This is a genomic window from Ignavibacteria bacterium (assembly GCA_036262055.1).
Classification (GTDB): domain Bacteria; phylum Bacteroidota; class Ignavibacteria; order Tepidaquicellales; family Tepidaquicellaceae; genus DATAJP01.
Window position 1 is genome coordinate 626046 of sequence record DATAJP010000003.1, and the last position, 17300, is coordinate 643345.

The following is a 17300-nucleotide window of genomic DNA, read 5'->3' on the forward strand; positions in this document are numbered from 1 at the left end:
ATTTAGTAAAACTATATTTATAAAAGAATGAACTCTAAAGTTAAAAATTATGCTTCTTTAAGAGCTTCAGCACCGCCGACGATTTCGAGGATTTCCTTCGTAATCGCTTCCTGACGTGCCCTGTTATATTCTATCTCAAGTGATTTAATTAGATCAGTTGCATTTCGCGAAGCCGTTTCCATAGCAGTCATTCTTGCACCTTGCTCCGAGGCATTTGATTCCAAAAGTGCTTTCCAGAACTGAATTTTAAGCTGGCGTGGAATAAGTGTATTCAGAATACTTTCCATATCCGGCTCATAAATATAATATAAATTCTTAGCTTTTTTACCGTCGGTATCTTTGCTTACTATCGGCAAAAACTGTTCAATTCTTATTTCTTGTTTCACAACGGATTTAAATTCATTATAAATTATTTCAACTTTGCCATACTCCCTTTTCATATACCCATCTACTATTCTATTCACGATTTCATTTGATGCTTCAACATTAAGATTGTTGAAAACACCAAGATATTTTTCATATAAATCAACGTTTCTGCTCTTAAAAAAATCAAATCCTTTCTTGCCTACACATACAACTTTAGTTCCTGCACCAAGACGCTTTATATGGTTTCCGGCAACCTTCAAAAGATTAGTGTTAAACGAACCGCATAATCCTCTATCTGAAGTTACAACAACAACTAAAGTTGCTCCCTCTCTTCTTTCCATTAAAGGATTTTTAACCGTTTCAGAAGCAGAAACAAGATGAGTCAATAATTCGTTTATCTTTCTTGCATAAGGTCTTGCAGAAATCATTCTGTCCTGAGCTCTTCTTAATTTTGCTGCCGCAACCATACGCATAGCTTTAGTAATCTTCTGCGTATTCTTTACAGCGCCTATCCTGACTTTTATTTCTTTTAAAGTTGCCAAATTCTTAAATCAATTTTTGGACAGTTTGACTGTCCTATTATTTCTGACAGTAACGACTGCCTTGTTTTTATTGAACTGTAGTTTTAAATCTTTCAGTGAACTCTTTTAATACATCATTTAATCTCTTCTCGGTTTCATCACTCATCACTTTCTTCTCAGCTATTTCTGTCAATATATCCTGGTTCATGCTTGTCAATTGAGTCAATAAATCAGCTTCATATTTTTTTACTGAGCTTACAGGTAATTCATCCAGATAACCTTTTGTTGTTGCATAAATAATTGCAACCTGCTGTTCAACAGGCATCGGTGAATACTGTTTCTGTTTCAAAATCTCAACAAGTCTCTCACCTCTTCTTAACTGCTGAAGTGTAGCTTTATCCAAATCAGAACCGAACTTTGCAAAAGCTTCAAGCTCACGATACTGAGCAAGCTCAAGTCTCAAGGTACCTGCAATCTTTTTCATCGCTTTAATCTGTGCGTTACCGCCCACACGGGATACAGAAATACCTACGTTGATAGCGGGACGGACACCTGCGTTGAAAAGATTCGGCTCAAGATAAATCTGACCGTCAGTAATCGAAATTACGTTTGTCGGAATATATGCCGATACGTCACCTGCTTTTGTCTCGATAATCGGAAGCGCTGTTAAGCTTCCGCCGCCCAAATCATCCGAAAGCTTAGATGCTCTCTCAAGCAAACGTGAGTGCAAATAAAATACGTCACCCGGGTATGCTTCACGTCCCGGAGGTCTTCTTAAAAGAAGAGAAACTTCTCTGTATGCAGCTGCTTGTTTTGACAAATCATCATAAACAACCAATGCATGTTTTCCGTTGTCTCTAAAATACTCGCCCAAAGTTGCACCTGAGTAAGGAGCAATGAACTGCATAGGTGCAGGGTCGGAAGCGGTTGCTGAAACAATCGTAGTATATTCCATTGCACCTGCATCCTGTAAGCTTTTTAATACCTGTGCTACTGTCGAACCTTTCTGACCAATAGCAACATATATACAATAAACGCCTTTTCCTTTTTGATTGATGATGGCATCGATAGCAACAGCAGTTTTACCTGTCTGTCTGTCACCGATTATAAGCTCTCTTTGACCTCTGCCAATCGGAATCATCGCATCAACAGATTTCAAACCTGTCTGCAGCGGCTCGGTAACCGGCTGTCTTTGAATAACACCAAGAGCTTTTCTTTCGATTGGTAAAAACTTATCGGTTTTGATTTCACCTTTACCGTCGATTGGCTGTCCAAGCGGATTTATAACTCTTCCAAGCATCGCTTCACCGACAGGCATTGATGCAATCTTTCCTGTTCTCTTAACAAGGTCACCTTCTTTTACCAATGACGATTCACCGAACAAAATACATCCGACGTTATCTTCTTCAAGGTTAAGAGCAATTCCAACCACTCCGTTTGGAAACTCTATAAGCTCACTCGCCATACAGTTTGAAAGACCATAAACTCTCGCTACACCGTCACCGACATAAAGCACAGTTCCGACTTCATAAATGTCGAGCTCTCTTTCAAATCCTGATAATTGTTTCAGAAGTATCGAGGATACTTCATCTGATTTAACTTCAGCCATAACTTAAAATTTAATTTTCTTTAGTTTAAAATTAATTCGCCTTCTTTAAATTTCTTTTTCAACAGCTCCAATTGCCTTTTAATACTCGCATCCAGAATCACATCTGTAATCTTCACAACAAAACCGCCGATAAGACCCCTATCCAGTTTATAAACAGCTTTGCTCTTTAAGCCGGTATATTCATCTATTTTTTTCCTCAAAGACTCTTGTTCGTCTTTTGAAAGTTCAACCGCAGTAGTTATCTCAACTTTCACTATCCCGTTCTTCTGGTTTTCGAGATTCTGATAATCGTCAAGAATTTCCTTTACAAACTCTTCCCGTCCCCTTTCAATAAGCAAAAGTAAAAAGTTAAGACTTAAAGAATCAACTTTTTTGCCGAAAATAGCTTTAACGATTTCTTCTTTTTTTGTTTTATCTATAATCTGGCTCTTGAAGAAAAGCTCAAGCTCTCTCGAATTGTTCACCGCATCGAGAATAACTGCAGCATCTGAAGAAATTTTATCAAGTTTCTTGGTTGCTAAGGCATCTCCGTATAAAGCATTAGAATATCTGCGTGCTATCTTTTGAAACATATTTCTTAGTTTTTAGGAACCTGGGTTAAAAAATCTTTTATTAACTTTTTCTGCTTATCTTTATCAAGCGTTTCTGAAATAATTTTCTCCGCAGCATTAATTGCAATATCAGAAATCTTATCTTTCAAATCATTGAGAGCAGATTCCTTTTGCTGTTCAATTTCTTTTTTCGCCTGGTCAATAACTTTCCTTGAATCATCGTTAGCTTTCGAGATTATTTCGTCTCTTAGCTTGTTTGCCATATCCTTTGCTTCACCGATGATTTTCATTGACTGCGCATTTGCTTCAGCAAGATTTTTCTTATTCTCTTCAATCAGTCTCTGAGCTTCCTTGTTAAGATTCTCAGCGTTCTCAATTGCATTCTGAATCGTGTTCTCTCTGTCGTTTAATGCTTTAATCAACGGACCCCACGCAATTTTCTTAAGCAGAAGCAAGAGCAGCGTGAAGATGATAATAGTCCAGATGATAAGTCCCGGATTTGCAGAAAGCAAAGACGGTTTCTCTTCCGGTGCCATCAATAGCAGGATATTACTTGAATAAGCTATCAAATAATGTATCATTTTAAAAAATATTTAAAATTTAAAATTAAGCTTACGCTTTAATAGCAAGCAATATACAGATAACCAATCCGAAAAGCGCAACACCTTCAACAAGAGCTGCGGCAATAATCATCGAAGTTCTGATACCGCCCATTGCCTCCGGCTGTCTTCCGATAGCTTCTAAAGCTGATGCAGCAAGCTTACCGATACCGATACCTGCTCCGATTACTGTTAATCCGGCTCCGAGACCGGCTCCTAAATATGCTAAGTCCATTTAATTAATTCTCCTTTTAAGGTTTTGTTTTTTTTATTACTATTAAAATGTAGCCGAACCATTTAGGGTTCGTAAAAATTAATGTTCCTGATGCTCTGCCATATTGACATATAAGACCGCGAGCATCGTAAAAATATATGCTTGTAAAACTGCTACGAAAAGTTCAAGTATGTAAATGAATAATGTAAACGGAACAGCAATAACTATTCCTGCATAACCCATAATGAAAATCAATCCAATCAATGATAAAACTATAATAGAACCCGCTGTGATATTCGCAAACAACCTGATCATGAGAGAGAACGGTTTAATGAACAATCCGATGAACTCAATGATAATCATAATCGGAAGAACGAATACCGGAATTCCATGAGGAACAAGCCCTTTGAAGTATCCTATAAATCCGTTTTGCTTTATGCCTTTTGCCTGAACGGTGAAGAATACTATTAATGCAAGCGCCGCTGTTACGTTAATGTTCTTTGTCGGCTGCGCCATGAAAGGAAACAAACCGAACAGATTGGCAAAAAGAATAAAGAAAAATATTGTCAGAAAAAACGGGAGCATCTTAACGCCTGATTGTCCCATGCTCGGAACGACAATCTCATCACGGACAAACACGATGAGTGTTTCAATCATGTTGCCCAGTTTCTTAGGCACCCTATTCTTTGTGTTCGACGATGCTGCTGCGCTTAAAACAATGACAAGAAGCAAGCTTGATAACATCATCATGAACAAACTCTTCGTAATCGAAAAATCGAAAGTAATGCCGCCGATTGTTACGGGAGCAAAATGCGGCAAAGGAAGTTTACCCAGAAAATAAAAATCCACATAATGGTGGTCAACTACTTTATCTATTATGTCAACCTTACCTTCATCTTCTGTCGGTGCATCGGATGCAAGCGCAGTTGATGAAAATAAAATAAAACAGAATAGAGCAGTAATTAAAAAACGAATGGAATTTGATTTAAAAGAAAAGTGAAAAGGCTTCAAATCTTTAGATTAAATATTAGTTGTTTCCTTAAACTTGATAATAAAAAATAACTCGAGTATCAAATATGAAAAATATAAAGCAAAAAAAGTGATTGTAAAATATACAGGACTAAATTTAAAAACCAGCAAGCATACAATAAACACAGTCATAATAACGAACATCCGGACGCCAACGCTCAACAGCATGTAAATAAAAAATGCTTTGTTTGATTTATGCAGAACCCGGACAATTACGAAAGCCCCCGCAAGAACATTTACCGTAGCAACAATGAATGATACAAGTATATCTGCTGTCGGAAATGTTTTACTGTAATAGTTAACAATCAATCCTGAAATAAGACTGATACCAACTCCAAGTACTAATATCCAGATTATAAACTTGTTAAACTTCGCCTTTTCCTGAATCGTCATCATACTTACTTAATATATTTCTTTTCTGTTTTCTTTGCGTCCTCTTCCTTCGTGAGCTTGTTTATAGTCAGAATGAAGCTATAAAACCCTCCGGCAAAACCGACAAATGTCAGAACCAAAGTCCAGATGAACTTTGTCCCGAACTCACCGTCAAGCCAGACACCAATAAAGAGAAACACCAGAATTGTACCTGCTAACTGGATTCCTAATCCCGAATATTGCAATGCTTTTGAGTCCGATTTTATTAACGGACTGACAAGAAATTTTTTCAAAGAACTCTCTTTCGAATTGTCTGAATTTCCTTGAGAACTGCTTGGGGATTGGCTCTTAGAAGAACCGTTATCCTTCAGTTTGTCAGAATTTATACCCATAAACAGACAAACATAAAAATACCAAAAATGCTTTATAAAATCAATTCAAGGAATGAGTAAGAGTGAGAAAAAATATTATTTCATAAGAAGTCATTCCCGCGAGGTACCCTATGGGTCACGCGGGAATCCCATTCTTGAAAATAAAATATATCTTGCTTCTCATAATTTTATACCATAAATTATTATGGGTATAAATTATTAAAATTTTAAGGAGAAAATTTATGAAAGGACGAGGAACAGACTTAGCCCCGGGCAACAGGTTTGAAACAACTGAAGTAATCAAAGACATGGATTACTACGAGCAGTTTCCCGATGAACTTGATAAAAGAATTGAAACAACTTTTATCCGTGAGCATTCAAAAAATGTTTTATCACAAAACGACAGTCCCGATTTGGGATTTGGGTACAGCATTAATCCATACAAAGGTTGTGAGCACGGATGCATTTATTGTTACGCAAGACCCACACACGAATACTGGGGATTCAATCAGGGAGTTGATTTCGAAACCAAGATAATGTACAAACCTGACGCTGCAACCTTGCTTGAAAAAACTTTTCGCAAAGAATCCTGGCAGCCGCAGGTCGTTATTGTTTCAGGTAATACAGATTGCTACCAGCCGGGTGAAAGAAAATTCCAAATCACAAGAAGACTACTTGAAGTTTTTTTAAAATTCAGAAACCCTTTGGGAATGATAACAAAAAATTCTTTAATCGAACGTGACCTTGACTTACTTGAAGAACTTGCCAAGCTTGAGTTAGTCAGCGTAACGATTTCAATCACAACACTCGACAGAAATTTAACCGCCATAATGGAGCCGCGCACATCTCGTCCCGAACGAAGATTAAAAACAGTGGAAACACTTGCGAAAAGAGGAATAAGGGTGGGAGTGAATATCGCTCCCATTGTTCCGGGCATTAATGATAAACAAATTCCCGAGATTATGAAAGCTGCAGCCGAAGCAGGAGCAAAAAGCGTCGGAAAAGTAATTCTCCGCCTGCCCTACAAGAACAAAGATTTATTTGTCGATTGGGTAATAAAAAATTTTCCCGACAGAAAAGATAAAATCTTAAACCGCATAAAAAGCTTAATGAGCGGAAAACTTTATAACTCGGAGTTTCATGAAAGATTCAGAGGCAGCGGACAATGGGCGGAAACAATAAACCAGATTTTTTATCTGAACGTAAAAAAATATAAGCTCAATCAGGAACGAAGTCCGCTTAGAACAGATTTATTCATCCGCAACCCCGACCAGATGGATTTGTTTTAAATATGCTCACTTAGTAGAGACGCAAAATTTTGCGTCTCTACACATTCATGAATAAATCATTGAGATGACACCAGCACTACCGCTGTTCCATATGCAAGAACTTCCGTAACGCCTGACATAACTTCATTCGCATCATATCTCATCCCGATAATCCCGTTTGCGCCAAGCTGTTCGGCATGCTTGATCATAATTTCATAAGCTTCCTGTCTGGCGTGTTCGCAAAGCTCGGTATATAAAGTTATGTTACCACCGACAAGAGTCTGGAAACCTGCGCCGATGTTAGCAAAGAAATTTCTTGAGCGCACTGTGATACCTCTCACTATTCCCAGATTATGTGAAATCCTGCATCCCGGAAGCTCAAACGCCGTTGTAATAAATCTTGTATCCATAATTATTTTATAAATTGTTTTTTAAATTTTTTTATAAAGCTTCTACAATCACAGCAGTTCCATAAACGAAAAATTGTGAGGTCAGACCCGGGTTATCTATGGTAACTTTCAAGCCGACAATTGCGTTGGCTCCGAGCTGTTCTGCATAATTAATCATTTGATGAAATGCCTCGTCATATGAACTTGTTCCGAATTTTCCCCAGCCATTTCCATATCCGCACGCCATCCCAAGATAGCGGGTGATTTTATACCCGTGAAAATCAGGAGTCGTAGTTATAAATTTTGAATCCATAATTCAATATTTTAAAATTCATTTATAAACAAATGGGGCTTTCGCCCCATTTAATTTTTGCTTTTTTACTTTTTACTTTTGCTTTATTTCACAAGAACCATTCGTCTTACTGAACTGAATGAACCCGCTTCAAGCTTATAAAAATAGATTCCGCTTGAAACTGCAGAAGCATCAAACTTAAATTCATAATTTCCTGCGTTGAGATTTTCATTTACCAAAGTTTGGATTTCTCTTCCAAGCATATCATAAATTTTCAGCTTAACCATTTCAGCTTTCGGAATTCCAAACTTAATTGTGGTCACAGGATTAAACGGATTCGGATAATTCTGTTGAAGCTCATATTTTTCAGGTACACCCGTTCCAGTATTTTGGATATTAACCTCAACATGATTTCCGCCTGAGAAGCATTTTATTCTTCCGTCTCTGCACTGCGCAAGAATTTCATCCGAATTATTAACTTGCCCCAAATTAAAATTAATATTTTTAAGACCTATTACTCTCTCAGCCGCAAAATCCGTATTACCGCTTCCAAACTCATAAGTCCACTGTGTTACACCGGATTCATTCATCACAAAAACCTTATTTCCAAGAGTAGCAGCTGCAACGTCAGTGCCTGCTGCAGTAAATATTTTTCCTAAAATTGCAGCACCAAGTATATATGTGTTATCTACGGGATTTGACCATACTACATCGCCACCGCGGTAATCTATTTTATAAAATGTTTTAGGACCTGCCAGAAGAAGATTAGGCTCCCCTGTGAAAGGAATTACCTGTCCATAAACTTTTTGTCCGTAATTTTTTCTCCACAGGACTCCGCCGTTGCTTGAATTTATGCAGAACAAAACTCCGAACAGATTAATTGTTGAATCTGCAAGACCAAAAATCTCAGGATTTCCGTCCCCGTCAACATCAGGCAGCAATTTTAAACTGTATATGTTTCCTGTTACAGGTGTCTGCCAGGTTGCAGAGCCGGAATTGTTAAAACCATTAATATAATAAGGACCGCCGCTGTTATTATTTGCAACAGCGCCACCCGTAGGCGATGATATCACACCATACTGGAAATTCGTTCCAAGAACATACTGGAACAATACATTTCCGTTTAATCCGTTCAGGCAAAATACTGAATGTCTTCCCGGAGGACTTGCGCCGGTTCCGCTTGCTGAAACGACAACGTCATTTATTCCGTCGTTGTTATAATCTTTTAATACGTCAACTGCGTTTATGTCACCGTCAGAAAATCCGAGTGAATCACCATATGCCCATATTTGTCTTCCTGTTCTTCCGGATAATGTATAAACCATTTCATTTCCGCCGGCGCAGCCAATTACAACATCCTGAATGCCATCACCGTCAATATCGGTTCTTATCTGCATTGCATCATCATAAGGAACAGCCCCTGTGTTATTGTCGTCAATACCCGAATTAAACGACCATAGAATATCTGCTGTTACCGATGCATTGCCATTATAACATAGCGTTAAATAATTTCCTGCTGAAAGAATAAAATCATTAACACCGTCGCCGTTCACATCGTTTATCTGCTTCATACTGTTTGCAGATTTATCCTGAATGCTTGTGAAAGGATTGTTCGGAACGACACCCTCCCACCATTGATAGCCAACTGCCGAATTTGTATCTGAAACTGTTCCGCTCAATTGCAGTTTTGCCTGCGGCAAATTGACTGCATTAGAATTTATTCTCAATGAATCTTTAACCTGTAGACCAACCAATGAAAAATTATTCGGTCTAAACCATACTCTGAAGCTTCGCGTTCTTTGCGTATCTATTACAACCGGGAAAGTTAATCCCACAGTGTCAAACATATAATATGATGAGCTTAAATTTACAGAACTTATTGAGAGCGGAGCCGAACCCTGATTTGTAATATCAAATGTATAACCTGTTAAACAATGAACTCTGCGCTGCGCGTAATCGTAACTTGAAGTCGAAAGCGAAATGAAGCTTCCGTTCTGAACACCCTTTCCGTAAAGCTTAACAGTTTTAACAGGTACTCCACCGTCATTGCTTGAAATGTTCAACGTTGCAGAATCATTCCCGAATGCAAGCGGTGAAAATCTGACTGAATAATCTTTCCCCGTTCCGGGATTTATTGTATCAGGCGTAGCGGAGGGGAGAATTGAAAATCTTGCGTTGTTAATTGCAAAATTACTTATAATTAATTTTGCAGTTCCGATATTATTAATTGTCAGAGTCTGGCTTCCTGTTTGATTTACTATCACATTTCCCAGATTCATGGTATTTGATGAAGTCTGAATGGTCGGATTACCTGCTCCTGTTAAAGTGTATTTATAAAGACTTCTATATTGACCTACATTGTTTCCAACTCTATAAGCAATTAAAAATAAATTTTGTCCGTCCCAAGCCATTCCGCGCGGGTCGCAATCATTATCAGGGTCTGGAGCCGGGAAAGAAAATACTGTATCGCCTACAGCTTTTCTGTATCCGTAAATTCTTTCGTTATCTGCCTGAAAATTATCTGTAACATAAATTATTGTGTCACCTTTCATTGTAATGCTGTGAACCTGTTTGCCTCTTAGAGGAATTGAGTCAACTATCTGTTTTGTTGTAATGTCAACTTTATATGCCTTGGTGAAAGGATAAGTCGGGAAATCGGGATAATAAGACGCGTACCACAGACCGTTTCCTTCTTTATAAAGACCGCCGATTCCCTGTGAGTGAGAAGGAAGATAAATACTATCCATTCTCACACCGAATCTGTTAACTTTATATAAACGTGCTCCGTTTGAAAACACATTGCTTGCTATCCAGAAGCCGGTACCGTCCCATGCAAGCCCCTGATTATATGTAAATGGAACACTGAAACTGTCGAGAAATTGCCCCGTTTTTGAAATCTTCCAGATTTTTTGAGCGTTCCCGCTTCCGACAAAAAGAGTATCGTCTTTCAGAGTCAGCCCCCACATCGCATTATAAGGAGTTGACGCCGGAAAAGGATAAGAAGCTACCAAAGTTTGAGAATAAACCTTGTTCAGACCCAAACCAAAAATAGCGAGGAAAGTAAGTAAAAATAATTTTTTCATTCTAATGTTTTAATACTTTTAATTAAAAAATAAAATTAGTAATCTGATAATCTACTTTTTTTATATGTTTAATAAAATCCTAAAAATGAGATTTTTGCACGAAAAAGAACTGAAAAACAAGCCACGAATTAACACAAATTCTTCTGAAGTAGCTACTATTAACCAAATTAAGGAAGTCATTCCCGCGCAGGCGGGAATCCCAGTTTTTTTTATAATAGTTCTTACATTATTTTTCTCTAACATTTCATTCGCTCAACAAAACATCAATGATGTTTTCGAAAAAACCCTCTCCTACCGCGGACTTATAAAAGAAGATTTCACTTTCCCGATTAATTTCGAAGAACCTTCTCCCACCAACAACTCAAAATTAATTTTACCGCTCGTAAAAGACTTGATGATAAATCCTTTGAAGTCAGAGGAAGTATTGAACAAAATTTCAGTTAACCAGCAATATGAACAAGAATATGATATTGCAGAACTAATAAATTTATTTGCTTTTAATGATAATCGATTGGTTGTGAGAACAGGAAGTATTTTAAGAACTTATTCTGAAATCTATAATTATTTAATCAAGCTTTTAAATTTTGATTACCATTATAAAAATGATAGATTTAAAGAATTGGGTGAAACTTCTTCAAATTTTCTTCTCGCTAATTATCAAAAAATTCTTTCAGATGATGAAGGAGGAAATTCAAATGATATATTTGAGTTTAATCGTAACAGAGATTCATCTTGGTCTTTGACCAAAAGAATTTATGATGTCTTAAGTATATTCGATAAAGAAAGAACATTGTCCCAGCCCGCTGAGAATTTAATTACAATACGAGAGATTAGAAATTTTTTTAAAGGTTTAGATGATTTAGGAAAGTTTAAAGAGTTTCTTGAAGAATGCAAACTTGAGAATAGTTATTTCAAAATTGTAATCGGTAGTTTTGAAAATGAAACTCACAAATTTGATGCTTCAGAAAAGATTATAATGGTTATAGATTTTGGTGGCAGCGATACTTATGAATTAAATAAAAACGTCAAATATATCCTCGACCTCGGTGGGAATGATACTTATGAGTCCGACAAAGACGGATGCGTTGCTTCGGCGTTTTTTGATAACTCATTTATATATGATAAATCGGGTGATGATAAATATATCGGAAAGAATTTCTCTGTAGGAGCGGCAATTTGCGGAATGGCTGGAATAATCGATGAAGAAGGAAATGATTTTTACTCAGGACAGACTTTCACACAAGGCGCAGGATTGTTTGGTGTTGGGTTTATTCTTGATAATAACGGTAATGATATTTACAACGGCATTTCTTACTCGCAGGGTTTTTCTATGACTCAGGGAATCGGAATGCTCATCGACAACAAAGGTAACGATTCTTATTTGATTGACTCGCGTTCGCTTGATGTTACGCGATACAGCGATCATTATATTTCCATGAATCAGGGTTTCTCATACGGTCTTCGACCGTTTTATGCGGGTGGTATCGGACTGCTTCTCGATAATGAAGGCAATGATATTTATAACTCCGATATTTTCGGACAAGGAAGTGCTTACTGGTATGCGCTTGGAATTTTAATGGACAAAAACGGCAATGATAAATATAACGGCTATCAATACTCGCAAGGTGGAGGAATTCATTTTGCGGTCGGCTTGCTGAAGGATTATAACGGAACGGATTTTTATTCTACTAATGGAGTCTCGCAGGGCTGCGGGCATGATGTCGGATTTGGAATGCTTCATGATGTTGCAGGCGATGATAATTATTCTGCAATAGGACTCTCGCAAGGCGCAGGAAACGCAAACGGCATTGGTGTATTCATTGATGAAAACGGGTCGGATGGTTATTTGAATCGCACACCGTCGAATACGCGTGGTTACGGAAATTACCGCCGTGATTACGGAAGCTTGGGAGTTTTTCTCGATGCCTCGGGAACGGATTTTTATTCAATGCCCGGTCAGGACAGCACGGTAATATCAGGTTCGACCTATGGAATAAGCGATGATTATTTTTTGCAGAACTTACAAGAACCGCTAACAACGAATAGTCAAACTCAAAATTCCGGCAATTCCCTATCACCTGATTTAAACAAAGATTATTCACAAGATGAATTATTCATAATGGCAAAAACCATCGAACCCATGTTTGCAGAGTATCAGAAATACGGATTTAATAAGCTTATTCGGGATAGCACAAACACTGCGAGATATATTTTGAAATATCTCGGAAGCAGTGACCATCGTGATTTGCTTGTGCTGACAAATCTTGTGCAGAAAATCGGCTACTCAATGGCAATGGTTTTCAAAGATGAAATAAATAAATACCTGAACGGACAAAATAATTTAAACAGATTTGAGCTCGCTTATATATGCGGATTAATCGGCTTCACACGAAATGCAGAGTTAAAAAATGAGTTGCTCCAACTTACATTTGATAACAGCGACAGGGTTATATCCGAAGCAATAAATGCTTTAGGAAAAATCGACTATGATAAAAACGATACTCAATTCATTGAAGACGTATCAATCAGATTTTCTGAAATTGTCGATGTCGGAACCCTGAACAAAGGCATGCTAAAAAATATCGCGTTCGCTATTAATAATTATTATTCCCAAACTAACTTTAATACACTTTTGAATTTAGCAGCATATGATTACTATGGAATACGTTTCAACGCTGCCGACGCATTGAAAAAATATGCGAGTGATTATTACAATGATTTATCAACCGGAATCAATTCAACGAATATAGTTTTTGTTCAACAGGCATTGCTGAACGGCTTTCAAAATTTAGATGATAATTTATTTATGAATTTTGTAAATGCAAATAAAGAAAATTTATTACTGACAGATGCAATGAAAATTACAACAGCTCAAATTATCCTTCTCAAATCCAAATCAAGCTCAAATCCCGGCTTTCTGAATTGGGGGATTACTTTAATTAAAGAGATTGAAGCTTCTACAAATTTAAAAATCCGCTAATGGGATTCTTAACTTAATTCAGAATGGTACATTTTTATAATGCAAGTTCTTCATTGAATTTCCTGTCTTAAAAAACTAATTTCACTCTCAAATCAAACCAAGGAGTAAAGAATGAAATTTTTATCTAAAAATTTTGCTTATCTCTTAGTTCTCACCGTTTTAATGATTTTTGCTTCCGGCTGCGTTAACGTTGACCAAAAGACAGTAATAAACAACGATGGAACCGGAAACATTACATTACATTACTGGACAAAAAATTCAAATCTCAGCATGGGAGATGAAGTCGGCGGATTTGCTTTTGCCGATTCCAAAGTCCGCGAAAATTATTCTTCCGGAAACACGGAAGTTACAGATGTTAAAATCGAGAAAAATGATGTGGACTCTACTTCTCATGTAAATGTTAATCTTAAGTTCAAAGATTTCAATAAGCTCAGTGAAGCAAAAGCTTACTCAAAAGTTACTCCTGTGTGGACAAAAGGCGACAATGGAATGACTTTCAGTTACACGATTGCAAAAGATACTGCTAACGCCGGCAACATGGGAATGAGCGAATATAAGCTCACCTACGCATTTGAATTCCCCGGTGATGTTCTCGAAACTAACGGCAGAAAAGACGGCTCTAACAAAGTTGTATGGGAAAAAACCGTTGCTGATTTAAAAGATGATTTAGTGTTTACCGCAACAGTAAAGGGCGGAGGAAAAGGATGCGGATTATTCGGAATCGAGCTTCCGATTGTGATTTTATTAGGTTCAGTTTTAGCATATAGAAGATTTAAAAAATAAGAATTTTTACAATCTTTAAATCCCCCCTTTCTGAGGGGGGATTTTTCTGTTTGTTTTAATTCGATTAGGAAACCTTTCTAAATTGAAGATAAAACGATATTTGGGTATATTTATAATTGATGAAAAAACATACCTTAATATCGTTTTTTTTACTCACCTTTTTTATAACAAGTCATAATACATCATTTTCATCAGACTCAACTGCTGAAACCCAAATAGATAACTTTATTTCAAACGGGGTTATGAGCAGTGTCTTTCCCGGCGGACAGCTTTTAATTGCGAAAAGCGGAATTGTTATTTACGATAAAGTCTTTGGAAGTTATACATATGATGAAAACAGTCCGCATGTAACCAAATCAACTTTATATGATTTGGCTTCTCTGACAAAAGTCGTTGCTACAACCCCTGCAATTATGAAGCTTTATGAAATGAAAAAACTTGATGTAAATGATAAGGTTGCAGGTTACATTCCCGAATTTGCGAACAACGGAAAGGAAGATATTACGATAAAGAATTTGCTTTTGCATAACTCTGGTTTGAAAGCATGGATTCCTTTTTATCAAACTTGTTCAGGGAAAGAAGATGTTTTAAATACAATTTATAATATTTCGTTGGATTATACTCCCGAAACCAAAACTGTTTATAGCGACTTGAATGCAGTTTTACTTGGAGAAATAGTTGAAAGAGTTTCCGGGAAAAGTCTGGAAGAATTCTGCAGAGAATATATTTTTAAAGAGCTTGATATGCAAAACACTGGATTTAATCTTAACTCAACCCAGAAAGGTTTAGCTGCTCCAACTGAGAATGATGTTTATTGGAGAAAGAAACAATTGCAGGGTGAAGTTCATGATGAATGCGCTTATTTAATGGGCGGAGTTTCAGGCAACGCAGGCTTGTTTTCAAATGCAGAGGATTTGTATAAATATATGAATATGTTGATTAAGCGCGGTGAATATTATAACCCTCACAGTAATCGTTTAGTCATCGAAGAAATGTTTAAGCCTGAAACCGTGGATTTATTCACAACAAGATTTTCAAATTTTTCCTATTATAATTCCCGCGCTCTTGGCTGGGACACAAAACCTGAACCTAAGGGTTCGACACGCACACAATGCGGTGAGATGATGTCAGAGAACTGTTTCGGACATACCGGATATACAGGCACAAGCATATGGTATGATAAAGACAGAGAGCTTCTGATTATTTTTTTAACTAATCGAGTTTATCCGACGAGAGATAACACTGCAATGAGGGACTTTCGTCCGGATTTGCATAATAAGATAATTGAATTATATAACTAATTAAGAATACAAAAATGTCGATACCAAAATTTAAGAATGAACCTTTTACGGATTTTTCGGAAAAGAAAAACAGAAAAGATTTTCAAAAAGCATTAGAAAAAGTTTCTTTGCGGTTCAATCAGGAATATCCGATTGTAATCGGCGGAGAAAAAATTTATACTGATGAAAAATTAGCTGATAGAAACCCGTCTGATCCTGACCAGGTTATCGGAACGTTTCAAAAAGGAACAACAGAACTTGCAATAAAAGCAATTGATACTGCCAATGAAGCTTTTAAAGCATGGAAAAGTGTTTCAGCGAAGAAAAGAGCTGAATACCTTTTTAAAGCGGCAAAAATAATGCGCAAAAGAAAACATGAATTTTCTGCAATGATGGTTTATGACGTAGGTAAAAACTGGGCTGAAGCCGATGGCGATACTGCAGAGGCAATTGATTTTATGGAGTATTATGCACGGGAGATTTTAAGATATTCAAAAGGATATGACCTTACGAAAATCAAAGGCGAAAAAAACGAAATCGAATATATCCCGCTTGGCGTTGGCGTTGTAATTCCGCCGTGGAATTTCCCTCTTGCGATTTTAGTGGGTATGACAACAGCTGCGATTGTTTCAGGCAATACTGTTGTATTAAAGCCGTCAAGCGACTCACCTGCCATTGCGCAGATGTTTGTCGAGCTGATGGAAGAAATAAAACTTCCTGCAGGTGTTTTAAACTTCATAACCGGAAGCGGTGGTTCAATCGGTGATGTACTTGTTCAGCATCACTTAACGAGGTTCGTTTCTTTCACAGGTTCGATGGAAATCGGTTTGCGAATTAACGAGCTTGCATCAAAAGCACAGCCGGGTCAAATCTGGATTAAACGTGTAGTTGCAGAAATGGGTGGCAAGGATTCTATTGTCGTTGATAAAGAGTTAAAAGATTTTGACGATACAGTTAATGGAGTCGTTCAGGCAGCGTTTGGCTTCCAGGGACAAAAATGTTCTGCGTGTTCACGCGTGATTGTGGATGAAAGTATTTATGATGAATTTTGTGAGGCTCTTGTAGATAAAACAAGATTCATTAAAGTTGATGACGCAAAGGATAATCCTAATATGGGTCCTGTCATTAATCAGCGTTCAAAAAACAAAATTCTTGATTACATAAAAAAAGCTGTTGACGAAGGCGGTGAGGTGATTTACGGCGGTAACGAGCTACCTAAATCAGGATATTTCATTGAACCAACGATAATTAAAAACGTTGGTCCGACAGATACTATCGCTCAGGAAGAAATTTTCGGACCTGTGCTTGCTGTAATAAAATCTCCAGGCTTCGATGAAAGCATGAAGATTGCAAACAATACCATGTTCGGATTGACAGGCGCTGTTTATACAAAGAGCAAAAAGAAGCTTGAAAGAGCTGCGAAAGATTTTCATGTAGGTAATTTGTATCTTAATAGAAAATGTACAGGCGCATTGGTTGGAGTTCACCCATTCGGTGGATTTAATATGAGCGGAACAGATTCAAAAGCAGGCGGAAGAGATTATCTCGGATTGTTCCTACAGGCAAAAGTAGTTTCTGAGAAAGTAAAATAAA

Annotated in this window: 16 protein-coding genes; 5 read left to right on the top strand and 11 right to left on the bottom strand. The window is 37.3% G+C overall.

The window, feature by feature from the left end; all coding sequences use genetic code 11:
* Positions 1-47 precede the first annotated feature (47 nt).
* From atpG to VHP32_09880, 8 genes are all read right to left on the bottom strand, one after another.
* Positions 48-908 (bottom strand): ATP synthase F1 subunit gamma, encoded by an 861-nt coding sequence (atpG, locus tag VHP32_09845; GenBank protein ID HEX2788197.1) that lies wholly within the window; start codon positions 906-908, stop codon positions 48-50.
* Between the two features lie 67 nt (positions 909-975).
* Positions 976-2496 (bottom strand): F0F1 ATP synthase subunit alpha, encoded by a 1521-nt coding sequence (gene atpA / locus VHP32_09850; GenBank protein ID HEX2788198.1) that lies wholly within the window; start codon positions 2494-2496, stop codon positions 976-978.
* 20 nt (positions 2497-2516) lie between these two features.
* Positions 2517-3068, bottom strand: coding sequence for an ATP synthase F1 subunit delta (gene atpH, locus VHP32_09855; GenBank protein ID HEX2788199.1), 552 nt, complete (start codon positions 3066-3068; stop codon positions 2517-2519).
* 5 nt (positions 3069-3073) lie between these two features.
* Entirely contained in the window at positions 3074-3583 is a 510-nt protein-coding gene (gene atpF / locus VHP32_09860) for a F0F1 ATP synthase subunit B (protein ID HEX2788200.1), read from the bottom strand.
* A 76-nt stretch (positions 3584-3659) separates the two neighbouring features.
* Complete coding sequence (gene atpE, locus VHP32_09865; protein HEX2788201.1) at positions 3660-3881, bottom strand: ATP synthase F0 subunit C; 222 nt, start codon at positions 3879-3881, stop codon at positions 3660-3662.
* 78 nt (positions 3882-3959) lie between these two features.
* A complete protein-coding gene (gene atpB / locus VHP32_09870; protein ID HEX2788202.1) occupies positions 3960-4871 on the bottom strand; it encodes a F0F1 ATP synthase subunit A in 912 nt (303 codons plus the stop codon).
* Between the two features lie 9 nt (positions 4872-4880).
* Positions 4881-5285, bottom strand: coding sequence for a hypothetical protein (locus VHP32_09875; GenBank protein ID HEX2788203.1), 405 nt, complete (start codon positions 5283-5285; stop codon positions 4881-4883).
* 2 nt (positions 5286-5287) lie between these two features.
* On the bottom strand, positions 5288-5554 hold the full coding sequence (locus tag VHP32_09880) for an AtpZ/AtpI family protein (protein HEX2788204.1): 267 nt from the start codon (positions 5552-5554) through the stop codon (positions 5288-5290).
* Between the two features lie 320 nt (positions 5555-5874).
* Between VHP32_09880 and VHP32_09885 the strand changes: the two genes are divergently transcribed.
* Entirely contained in the window at positions 5875-6921 is a 1047-nt protein-coding gene (locus tag VHP32_09885) for a PA0069 family radical SAM protein (GenBank protein HEX2788205.1), read from the top strand.
* Between the two features lie 56 nt (positions 6922-6977).
* Here the strand turns inward: VHP32_09885 and VHP32_09890 are convergent, their stop codons facing one another.
* The 3 genes from VHP32_09890 to VHP32_09900 all read right to left on the bottom strand — a co-directional run bounded on the left by VHP32_09890 (position 6978) and on the right by VHP32_09900 (position 10664).
* Positions 6978-7310 carry a YbjQ family protein gene (locus VHP32_09890; protein ID HEX2788206.1) on the bottom strand — a complete coding sequence of 111 codons (333 nt, stop codon included), beginning with the start codon at positions 7308-7310 and terminating at the stop codon, positions 6978-6980.
* Between the two features lie 31 nt (positions 7311-7341).
* Positions 7342-7602 (bottom strand): heavy metal-binding domain-containing protein, encoded by a 261-nt coding sequence (locus VHP32_09895; protein HEX2788207.1) that lies wholly within the window; start codon positions 7600-7602, stop codon positions 7342-7344.
* An 83-nt stretch (positions 7603-7685) separates the two neighbouring features.
* Positions 7686-10664 carry a choice-of-anchor D domain-containing protein gene (locus tag VHP32_09900; protein ID HEX2788208.1) on the bottom strand — a complete coding sequence of 993 codons (2979 nt, stop codon included), beginning with the start codon at positions 10662-10664 and terminating at the stop codon, positions 7686-7688.
* Positions 10665-10749: 85 nt separating this feature from the next.
* Between VHP32_09900 and VHP32_09905 the strand changes: the two genes are divergently transcribed.
* The 4 genes from VHP32_09905 to pruA all read left to right on the top strand — a co-directional run bounded on the left by VHP32_09905 (position 10750) and on the right by pruA (position 17299).
* Positions 10750-13644 carry a hypothetical protein gene (locus VHP32_09905; protein ID HEX2788209.1) on the top strand — a complete coding sequence of 965 codons (2895 nt, stop codon included), beginning with the start codon at positions 10750-10752 and terminating at the stop codon, positions 13642-13644.
* Between the two features lie 111 nt (positions 13645-13755).
* Complete coding sequence (locus VHP32_09910; GenBank protein HEX2788210.1) at positions 13756-14427, top strand: hypothetical protein; 672 nt, start codon at positions 13756-13758, stop codon at positions 14425-14427.
* A 119-nt stretch (positions 14428-14546) separates the two neighbouring features.
* A complete protein-coding gene (locus VHP32_09915) occupies positions 14547-15728 on the top strand; it encodes a serine hydrolase (GenBank protein ID HEX2788211.1) in 1182 nt (393 codons plus the stop codon).
* 14 nt (positions 15729-15742) lie between these two features.
* A complete protein-coding gene (gene pruA / locus VHP32_09920) occupies positions 15743-17299 on the top strand; it encodes an L-glutamate gamma-semialdehyde dehydrogenase (GenBank protein ID HEX2788212.1) in 1557 nt (518 codons plus the stop codon).
* Position 17300 lies beyond the last annotated feature (1 nt).